The organism is Brevundimonas nasdae (assembly GCF_016654005.1).
In the GTDB taxonomy this organism is placed as follows: domain Bacteria; phylum Pseudomonadota; class Alphaproteobacteria; order Caulobacterales; family Caulobacteraceae; genus Brevundimonas; species Brevundimonas nasdae.
Genome location: NZ_JAEPWN010000014.1, coordinates 46,117 through 65,941, shown reverse-complemented (window position 1 = coordinate 65,941; position 19,825 = coordinate 46,117). Strand labels below are relative to the sequence as shown.

Below are 19,825 nucleotides of genomic sequence, written 5' to 3'. Positions count from 1 at the left end.
TCACCCACGCCGGTGATCGCGTAAGGCGGGATAGAACCGCTGTGCCTGTTACTGGCCGCGATCTCAACAGCCGCCTTTTTCAACGGAATCGGCGCTCAGTGAAAATCCCGTGATCCCGGCAAGATGCGCACGTCGCGCGGGTGTCGATCTGATGTGTGACGCGGCGGTTGCGGGTAGGCGATGATGTCGGCGCGGGCCAGTTGGATGTCGGTTTCGTGGTCTTCTGACAGGCGGGACAGTTCGGTGCTGCGGTCGATGACGCGACGGGCAACAACGTGGACGACGCCTTCGGGGCTTTTCTCGACCACGCCTTCGACCTGCATCAGACGGCCGCCCATGATCTCGCGTCGGAATTGGTCCAGCATCCGCGCCCACAGGACGACGTTGGTGATGCCGGTCTCGTCCTCCAGGGTGATGAAGACGGCGTTGCCCTTGCCGGGCCGCTGACGCACCAGAACCACGCCCGCGACCTGCACCATGGAGCCGCCGCGCTTGGCCTCGGTTTCGGCGCAGGTCAGGACCCGCTCGGCGGCGAAGACAGGGCGCAGGATGGCCATGGGGTGGGCCTTCAGCGACAGGCGCGCGGTCTGGTAGTCGGCGGCGACGTGCTCGCCCAGCGGCATCAGCGGAAGTCGGGCGTCAGGTTCGGCGCCCAGTTCACGGGCGCCGCGCTCGCGCGCCTGGGCGGCGGCGAACAGGGGCAGCGGATCATCGTCGGGCAGGCGGCGCACCGCCCACAGGGCCTCGCGCCGGTCCTGCCCCAGAGATCGGAAGGCGTCGGCGTCGGCCAGTTTGCGCATGGCCGCAGCGGGCAGTTCGGCGCGCCGGGCCAGGGTTTCGATATCGGCGAAGGGCGCCTCGGTTCGCGCCGCCGACAGAGCCTTGGCCCAGTCCTCCTTGAAGCCGTCGATCTGGCGCAGGCCCAGACGGAGGATGGGGGCGTCTGCAGGCCCCTCCAGACTGTTGTCCCAGTCGCTGTGCGAGACGTCGACGGGGCGCACCTCGACCCCGCCGACCTCCTGCGCCTCGCGCACGATCTGGGCGGGCGCATAGAAGCCCATGGGCTGGCTGTTCAGCAGGGCGCAGGCGAAGGCCGCCGGGTGGCGGTGCTTGATCCAGGAAGAGACATAGACCAGCCGGGCGAAACTGGCGGCGTGGCTTTCGGGAAAGCCGTAGGAGCCGAAACCCTTGATCTGCTCGAAGCAGCGCCGCGCGAAATCAGGATCATAGCCGCGCGCGATCATCCGCCCGACCATGCGGTCTTCATAGGTGTGCAGCGTCCCGTCGCCCCGGAACGTGCCCATGGCCTTGCGTAGGCCGTTGGCCTCGGCGTCTGAGAACCGGGCGGCGACCATGGCGACCTTCATGGCCTGTTCCTGGAACAGGGGGACGCCCAGGGTCCGGTGCAGCACCTGCTTCAGTTCGTCAGGCGGACCGTAGAGGCGGCCGGGCGGAGGATAGACGACGTCTTCCACGCCGTTGCGGCGACGCAGATAGGGATGGACCATGTCGCCCTGGATCGGACCGGGACGCACGATGGCCACCTGGATCACCAGATCATAGAACTCTCGCGGCTTCAGCCGCGGCAGCATGTTGATCTGGGCGCGGCTCTCGACCTGGAAGACGCCGATGGACTGGCCCCGGCACAGCATGTCGTAGACCTCGGGCTCCTCCAGCGGGACGGAGGCCAGGTCGTGTTCGACGCCTGAATGGGCCTTTATCAGGTCGAAGGCCTTGCGGATGCAGGTCAGCATTCCGAGCGCCAGGACATCGACCTTCATCAGGCGCAGGGCGTCGATGTCGTCCTTGTCCCATTCGATGAAGGTGCGGTCCGGCATGGCGGCGTTGCCGATGGGGACCATCTCGTCCAGCCGGTCCTGGGTCAGGACGAAACCCCCGACGTGCTGACTGAGATGGCGCGGGAAGTTCAGCAGGCGGGACGCCATGGCGACCGCGCGTGCGATCATGGGGTTGGCCGCATCCAGTCCCGCCTGAACAACGTGGCGATCGCCGATCTCGGTTCCCCAACTGCCCCAGTGGCTGGAGGCCAGACGAGCGGTGACGTCGTCGGTCAGACCCAGGACCTTGCCCACCTCGCGGATGGCGCTGCGGGGGCGGAAGTGGATGACGGTGGCGGCAATGCCGGCGCGGTGGCGGCCATAGCGTTCGTAGATGTGCTGGATGATCTCTTCACGTCGTTCATGCTCGAAATCCACGTCGATGTCGGGCGGTTCGTTTCGATCTTCGGACAGGAAACGCTCGAACAGCAGGTCCGCCTCCATCGGGTCCACCGAGGTGATGCCCAGGACGTAGCAGACCGCCGAGTTCGCGGCCGAACCTCGTCCTTGGCACAGGATGCGCTTGTCGCGCGCCACGCGAACGATGTCGAAGATGGTCAGGAAATAGGGGGCGATGTCCTTGCGGGCGATGAAGGCCAGTTCCTTGTCCAGCAGGGCCTGGACCTTGTCAGGAACGCCGTCGGGATAGCGCATGGCGGCGTGGCGGCCCGTAAGCTCTTCCAGCCAGGCCTGCGGAGTCCAATCAGGCGGAACTGGCTCTTCCGGGTACCGATAGCTGAGTTCGGACAGATCGAAGGTTGCGCGCGACAGGAGGGCGGACGTTTCCCGTATGGCTTCGGGCGCATCCCGGAACAGGCGCATCATTTCGGCTGACGGCTTCAGCCAGCGTTCGGCGTTGGCCTCCAGCCGGCGGCCGGCGGTTTCGATGGTCACGCCTTCGCGGATGCTGGTCAGGACATCCTGCAGGTCGCGGTCTTCGTGGGCGGCGTAGAGGACGTCGTTGAGCGCCAGCAGGGGAACCTCCACCCGCTCCGCCATGGCCTTGAGGCGGGCCAGCCGGCGCTGATCGTCGCCGCGCCTGTGCAGGACGGCGCCCAGCCAGACCGCGCCCGGCGCCGCCGCGTTCATGCGGGTCAGCACTTCCTCCAGCCCCGACAGCCGGTCCGGCGGAATGAGGATCAGAAGCAGGTCTTCGGGATCAGTCAGCAGGTCGCGCAGGCCGATCTCGCATTCGCCCTTCTTCGCCCGGCGATTGCCCAGGGTCAGCAGGCGCGTCAGCCGACCCCAGCCCGCCCGCGTCTCCGGATAGGCGATGACGTCAGGTGTTCCGTCATTGAACACCAGCCGGGCCCCTGTCAGCAGACGGAAGTTTGCCGCGCGCGCCTTCACCTCTTCGGACAGGGCCGGATCGTTCAGCGGGTCCTCGATGAAGGCGATCTCGCCGGGACCGCCGCCCTCGCGCACCCTGTCCGGCGGGGCCAGACCCTCGACCCGCAGTTCCTTCAGCGCGCTCCAGGCCCGCACCACGCCCGCCACGGTGTTGCGGTCGGCCAGCCCCAGTCCAGCATGGCCGCGCAGGATCGCCGTCAGCACCAGGTCCTTGGGATGCGAGGCACCGCGCAGGAAGGAGAAGTTGCTGGCCGTCGCCAACTCCGCGTAGTCGCCGCAAGGATCAGGCGCGCTCATGCGAACAGGCCGTGGATGAACCAGCGCGGTTCGAGCGTTTCTCCATAGAGCCCCTGGCGGAACAGCCAGAAACGGCGGCCTTCGCGGTCTTCAACCCGGTAGTAGTCGCGAGTGCGTTGGCCCGGCGCACGCCACCATTCGCCGCTGATCCGTTCGGGCCCCTCGGCGCGCGTCACTTCGTGCAGGACGCGGCGCCAACGGAACTTCAGCGGATAGCCGTCGGGCACCTCGGCCAGGGTTTCCACCGGCTGGGGCGGGTCGAACACCTGCAACGGGCGCAGGGGCGGATCGTCGGGATCGAGGTCGGGCCAGGTCTCGTCGCCATGACGGGCGGCGGCCGGGAGCAGCCGCGCGGCGCGTTCGGGAATGTGCGAGGCGAAGGGTTCGAAGCGCAGCACCGCCTCCGGTCCCAGACGCGCGGTCAGCCGGTCGACCAGAAGGCTGAAGGCCTCATCGCCGGGCGCCTCGCGCTCCAGCCCCTGCTGGGTGAGCGCCAGCACCTGGGTCCAGGGCGCGGACATCCGCATCTGATCGAAGCCGAAGCCGGGATCCAGCGGGGCGGCCAAAGCCGCCATCCGCTCACGAAACAGCCGCAGGGTCGCGGGGGCGTCGCGGGTCGGGCAGCCGGTGCGGACGACGATCCGGCGCGTCTCGCCGTCCACGCGATAGAAGCCGGCCTCAAAGGCGCGGCCGCCCAGGCCCGTCTGATCCAGCCGGTCCATGGTCTCGACCAGCAGGTCGGACAGAACCCGTTCGATGTCCTCGGGCGCCGAGATCGGCTCGAAGAAGATGCGGTCGACGACCACGGGCGCGGGCGGGCGATGCGGGGTGATGCGCATGTCCTCGTCGCCCAGAACCCGCGCCAACCGGGCCGGGAAGTCGGCGCCGAAGCGGGCGGCCAGGGGCGCGCGAGGGCGGTCGTCCAGATCGGCCAGACGTTTCAGCCCGGCGCGGCGCAGAGCCTGTTCCTCCTTATCCGGCAACTCCAGCGCCGCGACGGGCAGGCGGCGCGCGGCGGCGCGGTCCTGACCGGGCTTGAACTGGCCGCCGGGTCCGAAACGGGTCAAGGCGCGCGCAGCCTGGGGCGTTCCGGCCAGCGCGCACCGGGTTTGAAGCCCGGCGCGGTCGGCGCGTGTCTGGATTGTCCGGATCAGGTCTGCTTCGCCGCCGAACAGGTGGGCGCAGCCGGTCACGTCCAGCATCAGACCGTGCGGCGGGTCGAGCGCGATCATGGGGGTGAAGCGGCCGAAATCCTCCAACACCCGCCCCAGCAGGGCGTCGTCGAGATCCGGTCGATGAGTGACGACGCGTAGGGCGGGGGTCCGCGCTCGCGCATCGGCCAGGGCCAGGCCGGGGGACAGTCCCGCTCGCGCTGCGGCCGGATCAACAGCCGCAAGCCTCAGCGCGCCCTTGATCTTCTCAGCAAGCACGACGGGCGGCGCATTCTCAGGCGGCGCGTCGTGCCGCTGCTCCTGGCGCCGCAGCCGGTCGCTGGGCAGCCAGGGGAACCAGACCGCCAGATAGCGGCGCGGGCAGACGGAAGGTTCGTTGTTCACGATCCCACTCCATGATCCAGTTTCCGGTCGCCCCGCCGCCGCGCCGCCGCAGCAGGGTCGCCGAAAAAGACGGCCGCCCCGGCGCCCCGCCTTCCAGAGGTTCCGAAGCGTAAGAACCCACCGACCAGCGGGTCTCGGCCGCGCTAGGGCAGGGGGCGGCGCCAGCTCGCGCCAGAAACACGGTCGCGCCGCCCGTCTCGGCCGCCAGCGCCAGCCGCCGGCTGGCCGTCAGGCTGAAGGCCCTGGCCTCGCCCCAGGCGCTCAGCAGCACGGCGCCCACGGCGGGACTGCGCAGGGCTTCTTCGCCCACGGCCAACAGGGTCTGCACGTCGCGCGTCCGCACCAGCAGCAGATCGCGCGGCGACAGGCCCATCTCATGCAGGCCCGGACCGTGCGGCCGTCCCGCCTCCTGGGTCATCATCTCATGCAGGCCCCAGACGATGGGACGCCCCGCCGCCGCCCGCAGCGCCATGCCCAGCCCAAAGGCGTTGACCGCCGCCGCGTCGGCAGGGGCGGCGGCATAAAGATCATGCAGAACACCCGTGGCTAACGGCGCGAAGGCGTCGTCGCTTCCCGCGCGCACGCCCGCTCCAACGCGACGACCGCCGGCCCGATCCAGGGCCTCCAGGCGAGTCTTCAGCGCTGTCAAAGCGTCAGGCTGTGAACAAATGTTCCTCATTTGTTCTATATGCGCGCCAACCCCCTGGGGGAGTCAAGCGAAGCGGGAGGCAAGGCTCAATACGGTTATCGACAACGACCGATTCTGGCGTTTGGTTGGCCTCACTCCCCACTTCGACGTCGTGCAAACGCGGGCGTGTCTGAAGCCTGCCCCAATCGTGTCGTCAGCGCCCCCCAAGTTTTGAAGCACTGTGACCAACAGGTTGGCGTTTGCGCGGTTGATCGACGCGAAGTCGTTCGTCGCTTCGGCGCGCTTGATGGTGTTGACGGCCAGCCCTGTGCGCTCCGACAGATTCAAAAGGTCTCGGGCACCGCGCAGTTGAGCGCTTCTTACGGCTCCGTCTCGGTGCGCACCCTGCTACTGGAGGCCAGCCGTGGGCGCCTGGTCATAGAGCGGATCGGCAACAAGGATTTCACCACTCTGACCGCCATTGAAGCGATGAGGGAACTGTGCCGCGTCCCGCCCCAACCCCCGCGCCTCTATCTGCGCGAACGAAAGGGCCAAGAGGCCCGCTATGTCATCCTCGACCGTGGGACGTGAAATCGGCACGGGCTTTGGCGAGTCGGACCAGCGAGGGGCTGATCACCAGGGTCAATGGGCACCACAGCCCTAACGACATGAAGGAAGCGCGCTCAGCGATTGGTCGGCGATGACCTGGGCGGGGGAGCGTTTCATGGACGGCACGCTCTCCCGGAGGGGAAGCAGTTCCAAAAATCTGGGAAAGAGATGGTGGACGCGACAGGGATTGAACCTGTGACCCCTACGATGTCAACGTAGTGCTCTCCCGCTGAGCTACGCGTCCGCCGTGGCGGCTCTCGGCAAGTCCGAGAGCGGGAAGGCCGGTCGTATAGCTGCACGATCCGCCCGCATCAAGCGGCTTTGGCCGCTGAAATGAGTTTTCTCAAAAAACCTTGTTAAATCAAACCATCAGGCGGCCACCATCCGCTCAACCTCGTTGACGAGATCGCGCAGGTGGACGGGCTTTGACAGGACCTTGGCCTGGGGCGAGGCCTGGGCGGCGGTCAGGGCGACGGCGGCGAAGCCGGTGATGAACATGATGCGCAGGCCCGGCTGGCGGGCGGCGGCGACGCGGGCGACCTCTATGCCGTCCGCGCCCGGCATGACGATGTCGGTCAGCAGCAGGTCATAGGGGCCGTGCTCCAGGGCGTCGATGGCGTCGTCGCCGTTCTCGCAGTCGATCACCTGATGACCGGCGCGCTCCAGCGCACGGGTCAGGAAACCGCGCAGAGAACTGTCGTCTTCAGCCAGAAGGATGCGCGCCATGTCGATTTTTCCCCGAGGACCAGGCCCTCACGCTAGGCCCGCAACAGTAAACTGGCGATGAAATTCACCGATCAGCCGACTTCCCTCCACAGCGAAACCCGCTATGCGGGGAATATGACCGAGGGCGCGGCCAGTTTCACCATCACCCGGCCGCCCGAGACGGCGCGCGGGCTTCCGCTGGTGTTCGCCTCGCCCCATTCGGGCGACCGCTACCCCGCCGACATGAACCCCGCGCCCGGCCTCACGCAGCACAGCCTTCGCAGCGCCGAGGACGCCCTGGTCGCCGCCCTGGTCGCCAGCGGCCCGTCGCAGGGCGCGCCGCTGATCGAAAGCCGCATCGGCCGCGCCTATGTCGACCTGAACCGCGACCCTGACGAGCTGGATCCGACGCTGATCGACGGCGTGGAGGGGCCGGTCGGCCTGAAGACCGCCGCTGGCTTCGGGGTGATCCCCCGGCTGGGCGGGGACGGCGCCCGGCTCTATGACCGCACTCTGCCCCGCGCCGAGGCTGAACGCCGGATCGAGACGGCGCACGCACCCTATCACGCCGCCCTCAGCGACCTGATGCAGGCGGCGCGCGCCCGTCATGGGCGCGCCCTGCTGATCGACTGGCATTCGATGCCGTCCCGGGCCGTCGGGGCTGAAGTGGTGCTGGGCGACCGGCACGGGTCGTCGTGCGACGCCAGACTGACGCGGACGCTGCGAAGCCTGTTCGAAGGTCTGGGCTGGCGTGTGGCGCTGAACCACCCCTATGCCGGAGGCTGGTCCACCCATAGCTGGGGACGGCCGGAGGAGGGTTTCGAGGCGATCCAGATCGAACTCAGTCGAGGGCTTTATCTGGATGAGGCGACCCTGAGGCCCAACGCCGCCTATGGCCGCACGCACAAGGCCCTGATGCGGGTGATCGCCGCCCTGTGCGCCCAGCGCTGGGCCGACTGATCGGCGATAAGTCAAAAAAAAAGCCGCGTCCGAGGACGCGGCATATAAAGTCTATAGGGAGGAAACGCCCAGGAAGGGCAAGACGCCCGGAGGCGTCGAAGGTCAATCTAGGTTGCGATGCACAATGGGTCAAGCCCAATCAGCGGTTTTGATGTCACGCTGTGTAACGGTTTTGCATTATTGTTATCGCTAACACGGTTCGGTTTTGCAAAGGCCTGAATCCATTCATTTCGCACTTGCGAAATAAGCCCCTAATCACCCAGCAATCGGCGGGCGCTGCGGATGGCGCGTGCGGCGGGCGACGCCTCCTGGCGATAGATCAACAGGCTGAACGAAGAGGCCACCCCCAACGCCAGCCACAGCGGACCGAACAGCCAGGCCGCCGCCGCCAGGGCGAAATAATAGCCCCGCACGCCCTGGCTGAATGAACTGAGGGCCGGATTCAACAGTTCGGCGGCGGCGGCGCTGAACGCCTTGCGATCCGTCTCCTGATGGATTTCCGGCGCGGCGCCGATCATGGCCAGGGTGTAGTTCATCTGACGCAGAGCCCAGATGAAATCGAGGAAGCCGCGCGCCAGACAGATCAGCACCAGGGCCAGCTTGGCCTCCAGCATCCGCACCGGCACCTGTTCGGCGCCGACGAAGGCGAACCCCTTCAACGCGGCCTCGCCGCCGAACAATATGCCCGCCACCGCAGCGATCAGCAGAAGATTGGTCGAGGCGAAGAATGAGGCCGAATTGATCGAATGGCCCATCAGCTGGCTGTCGATCAGCTTCAGCTCGCGATGGGTCATCGAGGTCATCCAGGCGCGCCGGACGTGGATCATGTCGTCATTCAGCGAACCGCCGTGGCGGCCGATGAACTTCAGGATCGGCCCGTAGCCGAGCCAACAGATGAAAAAGAGCGCCAGAGCGGCCCAATCGAACCAGGTCATGCGGCATGATTGGCCTCAGTCGCCGTCGCCGCGCAAGCCCGTCGCCCAAAGTCGCGCTTGCCGTGACGGCCTGTGGGGCCTATCACCCCTCGCCTTTTGAATTTCGCAGTCGCAGCAGAAGATCGCCATGAACCTCGACGCCATTCCGGTCGGCCCCAACGCTCCCTGGGACGTCAACGTCGTCATCGAAATCCCGCAGGGCGGCCTGCCGGTGAAGTATGAGATGGACAAGGACTCCGGCGCCCTGTTCGTCGACCGCTTCCTGCACACCGCCATGTACTATCCGGGCAACTACGGCTTCATCCCGCACACCCTGTCGGATGACGGCGACCCCTGCGACGTGATCGTGCTGAACCCGACGCCGGTCGTTCCGGGCTGCGTCATCCGCTCGCGCCCCATCGGCGTCCTGCTGATGGAAGACGAAGCTGGCGGCGACGAGAAGATCCTGGCTGTGCCGGTCGACAAGCTGAACCCCTATTACACCGACGTCGCCAGCTATCGTCAGCTGCCGGCCATCCTGATCGAGCAGATCGAACACTTCTTCACCCGCTACAAGGATCTGGAGAAGGGCAAGTCGGTCACCGTCAAGGGCTGGGGCGACGCAGGCGAAGCCGCCGCCCTGATCGAGGCCGGCATGAAGGCCCACCAGGACAAGCTGGCCAAGAAGAAGGCCGCCAACGCCGCCTGATCGGGCGACGACAGCGACAGACGCATCGAGGCGTTCTCCGTTCCGGAGGACGCCTTTTTGCTGCGCGACGCCCTGCCCCCTCCCGCTTCGCTTCCCGGCGTCCTATCTGGACGCCATGACTGATCTGTCCCCCCGCGAAATCGTTTCAGAACTTGATCGCTATATCGTCGGCCAGGACGACGCCAAGCGCGCCGTCGCCGTCGCCCTGCGCAACCGCTGGCGCAGGAAGCGCGTGCCGGAAGACCTTCGCGACGAGGTCACGCCCAAGAACATCCTGATGATCGGCCCCACCGGCGTGGGCAAGACCGAGATCGCCCGGCGTCTGGCCAGGCTGGCCGGATCGCCTTTCCTGAAGGTCGAGGCGACCAAGTTCACCGAGGTCGGCTATGTCGGCCGCGATGTGGATCAGATCATGCGTGATCTGGTCGAGAGCGCCTTGGTCATGGTGCGCGACCGCAGGCGCGGCGAGGTCCGGGCGCGGGCCGAGGGCGCGGCCGAGGACCGCATCCTGGACGCCCTGGTCGGTCCCGGCTCAGGCCCCGCGACTCGCGACAGTTTCCGTAAGAAGCTGCGCGCCGGCGAACTGGACGACAAGGAGATCGAGATCGCCCTGGCCGACACCGCCTCGCCCATCCAGGGTCTCGACATCCCCGGCGGCAATGTCGGCCTGCTGAACCTCAGTGAAATGCTGGGCAAGATGGGCGGCGGGCGCACCAAGACGGTCAAGCTGACCGTGCGCGACGCCACCGCCCCCCTGATCGCCGAAGAGGGCGACAAGCTGCTGGATCAGGACAGCCTGACCAAGGAGGCCCTGCTGCTGGCCGAAAACGAGGGCATCGTCTTCCTGGACGAGATCGACAAGGTGGCGGCCCGTCAGGGCGCATCGGGCGCCGACGTGTCGCGCGAAGGGGTCCAGCGAGATCTGCTGCCCCTGATCGAAGGCACCACTGTCTCGACCAAATACGGGCCGGTGAAGACGGATCATGTGCTGTTCATCGCCTCCGGCGCCTTCCATGTGGCCAAGCCCAGCGACCTCCTGCCCGAGCTTCAGGGCCGTCTGCCGATCCGGGTCGAGCTGAAAGCCCTGACGCGCGACGACTTCAAGCGCATCCTGACCGAGCCGGAGGCCAATCTGATCCGTCAGAACCAGGCCCTGCTGGCGACGGAGGAGGTCACCCTGACCTTCACCGATGATGCGGTCGAGGCCCTGGCCGACGCCGCCGTGGCGGCCAACTCCGCCGTTGAGAACATCGGCGCCCGGCGGCTTCAGACCGTGCTGGAGCGGGTGTTGGAGGAGACCAGCTTCAAGGCGTCGGACCTGTCGGGTCAGACGGTCAGCTTCGACGGCGACGCCGTGCGCGAAAAGCTGAACGCCCTGACCAAGGACGTGGACCTGAGCCGCTTCATCCTGTGATCAATCAGCCCCGCTGTCGCCGTCGCGCCCGCAGTCGCTGGGCGACGGCGGCGGCCTGGCGCTGGGTGTAGGCCAAGGCGGCAGGGTTCTTGCGACGCGCGCCCACGCCGTCGGCGACCTTGGCGCCGCGCTCCCCGATCGGCTTGGCCTTGCCGGTCGTGGTGTCCACTGCGGTCTGGTGCTCGATCTCGGCGTTCAGGGCGGCCCCCATCAGGATCACCTGCACCGACAGCCAGGTCCACAGCAGGAAGCCCATGATGGCGGCCAACGGGCCATAGGAGTCCGTCCGGACGAAATTATTCAGGTACCAGCTGAACACGAACGACAGGGTCACGCTGACCACAGCGGCGAAGATGGCGCCCGGCGTCAGCCAGCGCCAGCGCGCCTTCTCCCGGCACGGGGCCAGACGATAGATCAACGTCAGGGCCGCCACATAACCGACCAGCAGGATGGGCCAGCGCAGAGGCGCGAACAGGCCCCACTCCTCCTCCAGCCCGAACAGCTTGACCACCACCGGCACGCCGACCACCAGGCCGGAACTGACCAGCACGGCCATCAGGCCGCCGACCGTGAACCCCATGCACAACAGGTTGTAGCGGACGATGTTGCGCTTCTCGACCTCATGATAGGCGACGTTGATGCCGTAGAAGAGCATCTTCACCGCCCCGTTCGCCGTCCACAGCGACAGCAGCAATGTCCAGATCAGGGTGAAGGTCAGCTGCCCGTTTGAGTTCTCGGCCAGGCGCTGCATCTGCGCGCCCAGGAACTCGGCGATGCTGTCCGGCAGGATCGAATAGAGGAAATGCAGCCTCCCCCAGGCGTCCGCCGGATTGGCGAACAGGCCGTACAGGGTGACGAACGAACCCATCAGCGGGAACAGCGACAACAGGGTGAAGAAGGTCACGCCGCCGGCGACGAAGCCCACGCGATCGCCGAAATAGGACGAGACCGCCCGCCACAGGATATCGGTCCAACCCTTGCGCGGAATATGCTCTGGCCGCTGGGCCATGCGGCCGCGTCCCGGCTCCTCGGCGTCGAAATCCTCAGGCGTGGGCGGGGCGGGCGGCGGCGCGGGCGGGCGCTCCTGGCGCAGATCGACCCCGACCTTGTGGCCTTGCGTATAGAGCAGATGCGCGGCCCCGGCCCCTGCGGCCAGGCCGCCTGCCGCGGCTGCAATAAAGCGCCAGAGGCTGTCAGGACCGCCGCGTTTGCGCCCGCCGGATCGGGGGCGGGACACCAGGCGGCGAAAGAGGTCGGAGGTGGAGGTCTTTGACTTGGCCATTAGACGGCGAACGACGAGGCCGCCGACGCGTTCCACGCCCAACTTGAAATCACCGCCGCGAAGGGCCAATCAGCCGACATGACCACCGAACCTCTATCTCCGAAACCCGCCGATGGCGCCGCGACCCTGCTTACCGTCTGGAAATCCGCTCAGGCCAGGCTGAAGGCAGGCCGGATCGACAGCCCCGCCATCGACGCCCGCCTGCTGCTAGAGGCCGCCGCCGACGCCAGCCGCATGGACATACTGACTGATCCCTACAGGATCGTCACGCCCCAGCAGCAGGCCGCCTATGAAACCATGGTCGAGCGCCGCCTGAAGCGCGAACCGGTGTCGCGCATCATCGGCAAGAAGGGCTTCTGGAAGATCATCCTGAACGTCACGCCCGACGTGCTCAGCCCGCGCCCGGACACCGAGACCATCATGGACATCGCCATGCTGGCCTTCACGCCGCAGGAACGGTTCACCGCCATCGACCTCGGCACCGGTTCAGGCGCCATCCTGCTGGCCCTGCTGACCGAGCGGACCGGCGCCACCGGCGTCGGCACCGACATCTCCAGCGAGGCCCTGGCCGTCGCCAAGGAGAACGCCGCCAACCTGGACCTTAACGACCGCGCCACCTTCCTGCGCACCGAATGGGCTGCGGGCTTCGGCGACGCCAGCTTCGATCTGGTCATGTCCAACCCGCCCTATATCCCGACCGATCACATCGCAGGTCTGGATCCGGAAGTGCGCGACCATGATCCGCACCTGGCGCTGGATGGCGGCCCGGACGGACTTCAGGCCTATCGTGACCTCGCGCCCGAGATCAAACGCATCCTCAAGCCCCTGGGCGTCTTTGCCGTCGAGATCGGCTGGGACCAGGGGCCGCAGGTCAAGGAACTGTTCGAGGCCGTCGGCTTCACCGATGTGAAGATCATCAAGGACCTGGGCGAACGCGACCGCGTGGTCACCAACGGTCCGGACCCGCGCACCAACCCGATCCCGAAGGCGTAGTCGCCTGCTGCTCCCCTGGCGGGAGAAGGCGGATCGCCAATCATGATGCACGAGGGGTCGGTCATCGCGTGACCGACCCCTCTGTTCGTTTCAGGCAAACCTAGGCCGCGTGCAGTTCCTGTTTCACGCGTTCGGCCAGGGTCTTGATGTCCAGCGGCTTGGGCAGGAAGGAGACGCCGACCTCGTCCTGCAGCAGGTCGGAGAAGTCGCTTTCGGCATAGCCGGAGATGAACATCACCGGCGCGTCGCCCAGATACTGGCGCGCCTTTTTCAGCAGGGACGGGCCGTCCAGGCCGGGCATGATGACGTCTGAGATCATCATGTCGATTTGCCCCGCATGCTCCTCGGCCAGGATCAGGGCCTCTTCGCCGTCGCAGGCCTCAATCACCTCATAGCCGCGCTGGCGCAGCAGACGGGCGGCGATGCCGCGCACGGCGTCCTCGTCCTCCACGAACAGGATGCGGCCCGCGCCGGACAGGTCGCGCGGCGCCTTGACCTTGACCTCGACCGGCTGGACCTCGGCCAGTTCCGCCTCGCCAGCCGCAGGCAGGAAGATGCGGAAGGCCGCGCCTTTTCCTTCGATATTGGTGACGGTGATATGGCCTCCGGCCTGCTGGGCGATGCCATAGACGGTGGCCAGCCCCATGCCCGTGCCCTCGTTCACCGCCTTGGTGGTGAAGAAGGGTTCGAAGATCTTGTCCAGCAGTTCTGGGGGCACGCCGGGGCCTGTATCCGACACTTCGATCAGGGCCACCTCATCGGTCGTCGCCCCTGCCCAACCCAGGCCGCGCGCCTCGTCGCCGGTCAGGCGGCGCGTGGTGATGGTGACGACGGCATCGCCCGGCTCGACCACACCGCGCATGGCATCACGCGCGTTGACGGCCAGGTTCATGACGGCCGTTTCAAGCTGGGACTTGTCAGCCAGAACCACAGGCAGGTCGCGGCCGTAATCCGTCTCAAGCCGCACGTCCTCGCGCAGCAGGCGGCGCAGCAGGATGGAGAACTCGCCGACCAGTTCGCCCAGGTCCAGGCGCTCGCGCCGCACCGTCGACTTGCGCGAGAAGGCCAGAAGCTTGCGCACCAGATCAGCGGCGCGGATGGCGGTCTGGCGGATTTCGTTCAGCCCCTCATAGGAGGGATCGCCGACCGGATGGCGCTCCAGGAGGCCCGATAGCTGAAGCTGGATCGCGGTCAGCAGGTTATTGAAGTCGTGGGCGACGCCACCGGCCAGCTGGCCAACGGCCTGCATCTTCTGGGCCTGCGAAAGCTGCAGCTCCATCGACTTCTGGGCCGAGACGTCGAACAGCCAGATGCGGCGCTTGTCGCCTTCTGGAGCCACATAGAGATGCAGCATCTTGTCTGGAAAGGCGCGAGCGACCAGTTCAATGGGGCCCGACGCGCCCGAGGCCAGGCGCGCACGCGCCTCGGTCACCCCTGCCAGCTCAAACAGATGGCCGAAGGCGGCGTCGCCGGCCGCCGCTGGACCGGTTAGCACCTCCATGGCCGCATTGGCTTCTTCCGCTCGCCCGGCGAACAGGTCGTCGCCGCCGATCACTGCTGATCCGAACGGAGCGCCCGCCGCCATGGCGCGCCCCTCGCCGGATACGGAGGCCAGGGTCTGTGCGGACGAGACCGCGATGGGCAGCACGGTTTCGGGCGCCGCGCGCATCAGATAACGCCCCTGTCCCGCCTGGCCGATCACCACCTCGATCTCGCGCTCGCCGATCTGAACGATGGCGTGGCCCGGCTGGCCCTGACGCGCCTGGGCGAAGGCCATGTAGAGGGCCTGGGCCGACTTGCCGCGCGGCAGGGCCGTGGTCGTGCCGTTGGCCTCGGCCCAGGCGCCGTTGAAGGCCAGGACCTGGCCGGAATCCCAGACCAGGGCCGCAGGCTCGGCCATGGCGTCCAGCATGTCGATGACGGCGTCGGTCGATCCCTGGGGCGTCTCGGCGCGGCGGAAGGCGAACAGGCCGATCAGGGCGATCAGGCCTACGGTCAGGATCAGGATCAGCCCCGGCGCCGAGGTCGGGTTGGTGCGGAACGCCGGATAGGCCAGGGCGCCCACCGCCACGACGAACCCAAGGGCCATCACGATCAGCATCGGATCGAACGGAAGGCGACGGGTGGACGTCATGCGGCCTCGCGAATCAGTGGACTGATCATACGCTGAAATCCTGACGCCTTCTTACCGGCGCGGACGGGACTGGAAGACGAAGCCGATGATCTTGGCGGCGGCGTCGAAATGTTCGCGCGGAATGACTTCATCCACCTCGACCGTGGCGTAGAGGGCGCGGGCCAGGGGCACGTTCTCGACGATCGGCACGCCGTGTTCCGTCGCCACCTCACGGATACGCAGCGCCAGGGCGTCGACGCCCTTGGCCACGCAGATGGGCGCGCCGTCGCCCTGGTCCGGCTCATAGCGCAGGGCCACCGAATAGTGGGTCGGGTTGGTCACGATCACCGTGGCCTTGGGCACATTGGCCATCATCCGCTGGCGGCTGCGTTGCATGCGGATCTGCTTCAGCTTGGCCTTGACGTGGGGGTCGCCCTCGGACTGTTTGTAGTCCTCTTTCAGCTCTTCCTTGGTCATCCGCATCCGCTTGGCGAAGCGAAGCTTCTGCCACAGAAAGTCCGCGCCCGCCGTCACGGCCAGCAGCACCAGGGCCGCGAAGAACAGCTTCATGGCCATGTCGCGCGCCAGCGGCAGCAGGTCCATGGGGCTCATGCCCACCATGTTTTCGAACTCGCGCGCATGGGGCTTCAGCGCAAACCAGCAGACCGCGCAGACCGCCGTCAACTTGAGGAAGGTCTTGACGAACTGCATCAGACCGTCCGGCCCGTAGATGCGCTTGAACCCGCTCAGCGGGCTGATCGACGACCATTTGGGCTTCAGCTTCTCAGCCGTGAAGATCAGGCCCGACTGGGCGACATTGCCGCCGACGCCGCCGATGATGGTGGCCAGCATGATCGCGCCCAGAAACGGCCCCATGGCCCACAGCGCCTTGGCCAGTATCTGCGTGCCTGCGCCAGAGTTCAGCACGCCCAGCATCTGATGCGGCGAGGCGATGAAGGGAACCAGCTGTTCGGCGATGGACGAGGCGAACCAGCCGCCCGCACCCATGATGACGGCGGCGGCGCCCGCCAGGGACATCACCTGGGCGACATCCGGCGACTTGGCCGAATCGCCCTTCTTGCGGGCGTCCGCAAGTTTTCGCGGGGTGGCCTCTTCGGTTTTCGACTCGGGATCGGCGCCTTCAGCCACCCACGCCTCCCGAAACGAAGACGTCCGCCAGGCGGCGGTAACGGTCGATGAAGACGGTCCCCAGCGCGCCCAGGCTGAGCGCGAAGATCGACAGGCCCAGAAGCACGCTCAAAGGCGCGGCGGCGAAATAGACCTGGAACGACGGCATGACCCGCGCGATCAGGCCGGACGCCAGATTGAAGATCAGGGCGAACACCAGCACCGGCGCCGCCAGCTGCACCCCCAGCAGGAAGCTGTCGCCCAGGGTGCGAACGGCCATGGTGGTGAAGTCGCTCATCACCAGGGGCTGGGCTGGGGCGATCAATCGATAGGAGCCCACCATGCCCGCGATGAACAGGTGATGGGTGTTGGTGGCGAACAGAAGCGTCACCCCCAGCAGGGTCAGGAAGGCGGCCAGAGTCGTGCCCGGCTGGGCCTGCATCGGGTTGGCGGTCTGGGAGAAGCTGAGCGTCGTCTGCAGCGAGATGATCTCGCCCGCCGTGGTCAGGGCCGACATGAACATGCGCAGCAGCAGGCCGATCATCAGACCCACGACCACCTCATGAATGATCCATCCCGCCATGCCGCCCACGGTGTCGGGCAGGCCCGGCAGGGTGGCGCGCACCACCGGCCATAGCGCCAGTGAAATGACCAGGGCCAGGGACAGGCGCACACGAGGCGGCACATAGGCCTCGCCGAATCCGGGGAGCAGCATCAGGATCGCGCCGATGCGGGCGAAGATCAGCCCCCCCGCCCAGACCTGATCGGCGGTGGCGTAAGCCTCCACTACATGCCCGCGATGCGCGCGGCGATCTGGCGCATGAAGCCGCCCAGCAGCGCGCCCATCAAGGGCAGGAACAGCAGAAGGGACACGAAGATGGCGATGATCTTGGGCGCATAGATCAGGGTCTGCTCCTGAATCTGGGTCAGGGCCTGAAACAGGCCGATCACCACGCCGACCACCAGACCGACCAGCAGGACAGGCAGGCACAGCTGGATCGTCAGCCAGATGGCGTCGCGGCCAACATCCAGAACTTCGGCGCCGTTCATCGGCCTGCGCTCCCGCAAATCACTGGGCAGAAAATGCCGGGAGGATGGTTAACGGAGCGCTAACCGTTTTGCTTGATTTTGACGCTTCAATGGAATTTTAGGCTCCAACGACCTCGCCGTCCTCCTTGGTGAAGCGGGCCACGGGCTCGGACAGCAGGTCAAGCACAAGCTCTGACGGGCGGCACAGCCGCACGCCTTTGTCCGAGACGACGATGGGGCGGTTAACGATCACCGGGTGGCCGATCATGGCGGCGATGATCGTCTGATCGTCCACGCCTTCATGGAACAGACCCAACGCGCGGGCGGGCGTGCCCTTGTCGCGGATCAGGCTGCGGATCGGCGCACCCATCTGCGCCGCCAGAGACTGCAGCCGTTCAGCCGACCAGCCCGCCTGAAGATAGTCGACGACCACCGGCTCCTCGCCCGACGCCCGGATCATGGCCAGGGTGTTGCGCGACGTGCCGCATGCAGGGTTGTGATAGAGGGTGATGGTCATGACGCTGGCGCGCACGCCGCGCGGTTCACGACCTCGCTCAGAGGCGCACAGACCGCAGGCGATCCCTGACAGCAGTCTTCCATCAGATAGGCCAGCAGTGCGCCCATCCGGCCATAGTCGGCGGCGTAGATGATGGAGCGTCCGTCCCGCACGGCGGTCGTCAGACCCGCACGCGTCAGGATGTTCAGATTGTTCGAAAGGGTGCTGGCGGCCATGCCGACCGCCTCGCCCAGCCTGCCCGCCGCCAGACCTTGTGGCCCGGCGCGGACCAAGGCGCGAAAGATGTTCAGGCGCCCGTCGTGCGCCAGGGCGCTGAGGGCCTCGATGGCTGACTTCATTTCCATACTTCACAAATAATCGAAATATTGGCAAAGGGAAGCCATGATCGATCTACCCGCACTCGACGCCGCCTTCGCCGACCGCCTCGAACTGGCGCGTCTGCGACCGACAGACCTGGCCCACCCGCCGCGCTTCCTGCTGCTGTACGGCTCACTGCGCGAACGCTCGTTCAGCCGCCTGATGATCGAGGAGGCGGATCGGCTGTTGCGCAGCTTCGGCGCCGAGACCCGCATCTTCGACCCCCGCGGCCTGCCCCAGCCGGACAGCGTCGACCCGTCGCATCCGAAAGTTCAGGAACTGCGTGCGGCCTCCCTGTGGTCCGAGGGCCAGGTCTGGTGCAGCCCCGAACGCCACGGCGCCATGACCAGCATCTTCAAATCACAGATCGACTGGCTGCCGCTGGAAAGCGCAGGCGTCCGGCCGACGCAGGGCCGGACCCTGGCGGTGATGCAGGTCAACGCAGGCTCTCAGTCGTTCAACACCGTCAATCAGTTGCGGGTTTTGGGCCGCTGGATGCGGATGATCACGATTCCGAACCAGTCCTCGGTCGCCAAGGCCTTCAATGAGTTCGACGAGGACGGCCGCATGAAACCCTCGCCCTATTACGACCGCTTGGTGGACGTGATGGAGGAGCTGTACAAATTCACCCTGCTGACGCGGGGCCGAGCCGACTATCTGGTGGACCGCTACAGCGAGCGAAAAGAGATGGGCCGGTCGCCTGCCGCCGACAGCTTGGCCGACGCCGCGCCGGCGGCCTCATCCTGAAACTGCCTGCTCCCCGCCGGAAAGCGCAGACGAAGCCCTCCCATTCCCTGACCAGCCTCGCTATGTAGGCCGCCATGACCGATACGCCCTCCAAGCCCTCCGTCTCGCAGGCTGAAGCCGAAGCCGCCGTCCGCACCCTGATCCAGTGGGCCGGCGACAATCCCGACCGCGAGGGCCTGCTGGAAACGCCGTCGCGGGTGGCCAAGAGCTATCGCGAGCTGTTCCAGGGCTATGAGACAGACCCGCTGTCCTATCTGGAGAAGACCTTCGAAGAGACCGGCGGCTACGACCAGCTGGTGGTGCTGAAGGACATTCGCTTCGTCAGCTTCTGCGAGCACCACATGCTGCCGGTCGTGGGCAAGGCGCACGTCGCCTATCTGCCGACCGACCGGGTCGTGGGCATCTCCAAGCTGGCGCGCGTGGTGCGTGGCTTTGCGCGCCGCCTGCAGATCCAGGAGAAGATGACCTCCGAAATCGCCGAGGCCATCCAGACGGTCCTGCGCCCGCACGGCGTCGGCGTGGTCATCGAGGCCGAGCATTCCTGCATGACCCTGCGCGGCGTCAATGCGCCAGGCGCCAGCCTGTCGACCAGCCACCTGATCGGCGTGGTGCGCGACGACCCTCGCACCCGCGAAGAGTTCCTCAGACTGGTGCGAGGCTAGGATTCACCATCCTGGCA

19 protein-coding genes and 1 tRNA gene are annotated in these 19,825 nt (G+C 66.8%); 7 read left to right on the top strand and 13 right to left on the bottom strand.

Going from position 1 to position 19,825, the window contains the following annotated elements; translation table 11 throughout:
- Positions 1–95: 95 nt before the first annotated feature.
- The 3 genes from JKF87_RS16860 to JKF87_RS16850 are packed head-to-tail and all read right to left on the bottom strand — an operon-like array spanning position 96 to position 5,624.
- Positions 96–3,485: an error-prone DNA polymerase gene (locus tag JKF87_RS16860; RefSeq protein WP_201101039.1), complete on the bottom strand. Its 3,390-nt coding sequence runs from the start codon at positions 3,483–3,485 to the stop codon at positions 96–98.
- Positions 3,482–5,041, bottom strand: coding sequence for a Y-family DNA polymerase (locus tag JKF87_RS16855; RefSeq protein WP_307418318.1), 1,560 nt, complete (start codon positions 5,039–5,041; stop codon positions 3,482–3,484). The genes JKF87_RS16860 and JKF87_RS16855 overlap by 4 nt, the downstream gene beginning before the upstream one ends.
- Complete coding sequence (locus tag JKF87_RS16850; RefSeq protein WP_307418316.1) at positions 4,932–5,624, bottom strand: ImuA family protein; 693 nt, start codon at positions 5,622–5,624, stop codon at positions 4,932–4,934. Before JKF87_RS16850 ends, JKF87_RS16855 begins: the two co-directional genes overlap by 110 nt.
- A gap of 231 nt (positions 5,625–5,855) precedes the next feature.
- On the opposite strand from JKF87_RS16850, the gene JKF87_RS16845 reads away from it, so the two are divergent.
- Positions 5,856–6,260: a hypothetical protein gene (locus JKF87_RS16845; protein WP_201101037.1), complete on the top strand. Its 405-nt coding sequence runs from the start codon at positions 5,856–5,858 to the stop codon at positions 6,258–6,260.
- Positions 6,261–6,447: 187 nt separating this feature from the next.
- Here the strand turns inward: JKF87_RS16845 and JKF87_RS16840 are convergent.
- A tRNA-Val gene (locus JKF87_RS16840) sits at positions 6,448–6,522 on the bottom strand.
- A 125-nt stretch (positions 6,523–6,647) separates the two neighbouring features.
- Positions 6,648–7,004, bottom strand: coding sequence for a cell cycle two-component system response regulator CpdR (gene cpdR, locus JKF87_RS16835; RefSeq protein WP_054764657.1), 357 nt, complete (start codon positions 7,002–7,004; stop codon positions 6,648–6,650).
- 57 nt (positions 7,005–7,061) lie between these two features.
- Between cpdR and JKF87_RS16830 the strand changes: the two genes are divergently transcribed.
- Positions 7,062–7,943 carry an N-formylglutamate amidohydrolase gene (locus tag JKF87_RS16830; RefSeq protein WP_201101036.1) on the top strand — a complete coding sequence of 294 codons (882 nt, stop codon included), beginning with the start codon at positions 7,062–7,064 and terminating at the stop codon, positions 7,941–7,943.
- A gap of 251 nt (positions 7,944–8,194) precedes the next feature.
- On the opposite strand, the gene JKF87_RS16825 is transcribed toward JKF87_RS16830, so the two are convergent.
- On the bottom strand, positions 8,195–8,878 hold the full coding sequence (locus tag JKF87_RS16825; protein ID WP_201101035.1) for a DUF599 domain-containing protein: 684 nt from the start codon (positions 8,876–8,878) through the stop codon (positions 8,195–8,197).
- 127 nt (positions 8,879–9,005) lie between these two features.
- Here JKF87_RS16825 and ppa point away from each other — a divergent pair, with 127 nt between their 5' ends.
- A complete protein-coding gene (gene ppa / locus JKF87_RS16820; protein WP_201101034.1) occupies positions 9,006–9,566 on the top strand; it encodes an inorganic diphosphatase in 561 nt (186 codons plus the stop codon).
- 115 nt (positions 9,567–9,681) lie between these two features.
- Positions 9,682–10,980 (top strand): ATP-dependent protease ATPase subunit HslU, encoded by a 1,299-nt coding sequence (gene hslU, locus JKF87_RS16815; RefSeq protein WP_201101033.1) that lies wholly within the window; start codon positions 9,682–9,684, stop codon positions 10,978–10,980.
- 4 nt (positions 10,981–10,984) lie between these two features.
- Here hslU and JKF87_RS16810 read toward each other — a convergent pair whose 3' ends face one another.
- Positions 10,985–12,262 carry a YihY/virulence factor BrkB family protein gene (locus JKF87_RS16810; protein ID WP_201101032.1) on the bottom strand — a complete coding sequence of 426 codons (1,278 nt, stop codon included), beginning with the start codon at positions 12,260–12,262 and terminating at the stop codon, positions 10,985–10,987.
- A gap of 78 nt (positions 12,263–12,340) precedes the next feature.
- Here JKF87_RS16810 and prmC point away from each other — a divergent pair, with 78 nt between their 5' ends.
- Positions 12,341–13,255 (top strand): peptide chain release factor N(5)-glutamine methyltransferase, encoded by a 915-nt coding sequence (prmC, locus tag JKF87_RS16805; protein ID WP_201101031.1) that lies wholly within the window; start codon positions 12,341–12,343, stop codon positions 13,253–13,255.
- 100 nt (positions 13,256–13,355) lie between these two features.
- Here the strand turns inward: prmC and cckA are convergent, their stop codons facing one another.
- The 6 genes from cckA to JKF87_RS16775 form a co-directional block, all read right to left on the bottom strand.
- Complete coding sequence (gene cckA / locus JKF87_RS16800) at positions 13,356–15,389, bottom strand: cell cycle histidine kinase CckA (protein ID WP_201101030.1); 2,034 nt, start codon at positions 15,387–15,389, stop codon at positions 13,356–13,358.
- 51 nt (positions 15,390–15,440) lie between these two features.
- On the bottom strand, positions 15,441–16,517 hold the full coding sequence (gene flhB, locus JKF87_RS16795) for a flagellar biosynthesis protein FlhB (RefSeq protein ID WP_201101029.1): 1,077 nt from the start codon (positions 16,515–16,517) through the stop codon (positions 15,441–15,443).
- On the bottom strand, positions 16,510–17,283 hold the full coding sequence (gene fliR, locus JKF87_RS16790) for a flagellar biosynthetic protein FliR (protein ID WP_201101028.1): 774 nt from the start codon (positions 17,281–17,283) through the stop codon (positions 16,510–16,512). The genes flhB and fliR overlap by 8 nt, the downstream gene beginning before the upstream one ends.
- Positions 17,283–17,546, bottom strand: coding sequence for a flagellar biosynthesis protein FliQ (fliQ, locus tag JKF87_RS16785; protein ID WP_008258892.1), 264 nt, complete (start codon positions 17,544–17,546; stop codon positions 17,283–17,285). Before fliQ ends, fliR begins: the two co-directional genes overlap by 1 nt.
- Before the next feature lie 97 nt (positions 17,547–17,643).
- Positions 17,644–18,042 (bottom strand): arsenate reductase (glutaredoxin), encoded by a 399-nt coding sequence (arsC, locus tag JKF87_RS16780; RefSeq protein WP_201101043.1) that lies wholly within the window; start codon positions 18,040–18,042, stop codon positions 17,644–17,646.
- Positions 18,039–18,380, bottom strand: coding sequence for an ArsR/SmtB family transcription factor (locus JKF87_RS16775; protein ID WP_370874358.1), 342 nt, complete (start codon positions 18,378–18,380; stop codon positions 18,039–18,041). The genes arsC and JKF87_RS16775 overlap by 4 nt, the downstream gene beginning before the upstream one ends.
- 43 nt (positions 18,381–18,423) lie before the next feature.
- Here JKF87_RS16775 and arsH point away from each other — a divergent pair, with 43 nt between their 5' ends.
- Both arsH and folE read left to right on the top strand, forming a co-directional pair.
- Complete coding sequence (gene arsH / locus JKF87_RS16770; protein WP_201101026.1) at positions 18,424–19,146, top strand: arsenical resistance protein ArsH; 723 nt, start codon at positions 18,424–18,426, stop codon at positions 19,144–19,146.
- A gap of 74 nt (positions 19,147–19,220) precedes the next feature.
- The gene (gene folE / locus JKF87_RS16765; RefSeq protein ID WP_201101025.1) at positions 19,221–19,808 is read left to right on the top strand and encodes a GTP cyclohydrolase I FolE; all 588 of its coding nucleotides are present in this window, start codon (positions 19,221–19,223) and stop codon (positions 19,806–19,808) included.
- Positions 19,809–19,825: the final 17 nt, after the last annotated feature.

Coding starts and splice junctions, on each gene's coding strand:
- arsC (WP_201101043.1), bottom strand. CDS start 18,042: ATGACCATCACCCTCTATCACAACCCTGCATGCGGCACGTCGCGCAAC.
- folE (WP_201101025.1), top strand. CDS start 19,221: ATGACCGATACGCCCTCCAAGCCCTCCGTCTCGCAGGCTGAAGCCGAA.
- JKF87_RS16775 (WP_370874358.1), bottom strand. CDS start 18,380: ATGAAGTCAGCCATCGAGGCCCTCAGCGCCCTGGCGCACGACGGGCGC.
- hslU (WP_201101033.1), top strand. CDS start 9,682: ATGACTGATCTGTCCCCCCGCGAAATCGTTTCAGAACTTGATCGCTAT.
- JKF87_RS16860 (WP_201101039.1), bottom strand. CDS start 3,485: ATGAGCGCGCCTGATCCTTGCGGCGACTACGCGGAGTTGGCGACGGCC.
- cpdR (WP_054764657.1), bottom strand. CDS start 7,004: ATGGCGCGCATCCTTCTGGCTGAAGACGACAGTTCTCTGCGCGGTTTC.
- cckA (WP_201101030.1), bottom strand. CDS start 15,389: ATGACGTCCACCCGTCGCCTTCCGTTCGATCCGATGCTGATCGTGATG.
- JKF87_RS16810 (WP_201101032.1), bottom strand. CDS start 12,262: ATGGCCAAGTCAAAGACCTCCACCTCCGACCTCTTTCGCCGCCTGGTG.
- JKF87_RS16825 (WP_201101035.1), bottom strand. CDS start 8,878: ATGACCTGGTTCGATTGGGCCGCTCTGGCGCTCTTTTTCATCTGTTGG.
- ppa (WP_201101034.1), top strand. CDS start 9,006: ATGAACCTCGACGCCATTCCGGTCGGCCCCAACGCTCCCTGGGACGTC.
- arsH (WP_201101026.1), top strand. CDS start 18,424: ATGATCGATCTACCCGCACTCGACGCCGCCTTCGCCGACCGCCTCGAA.
- prmC (WP_201101031.1), top strand. CDS start 12,341: ATGACCACCGAACCTCTATCTCCGAAACCCGCCGATGGCGCCGCGACC.
- JKF87_RS16830 (WP_201101036.1), top strand. CDS start 7,062: ATGAAATTCACCGATCAGCCGACTTCCCTCCACAGCGAAACCCGCTAT.
- fliQ (WP_008258892.1), bottom strand. CDS start 17,546: ATGAACGGCGCCGAAGTTCTGGATGTTGGCCGCGACGCCATCTGGCTG.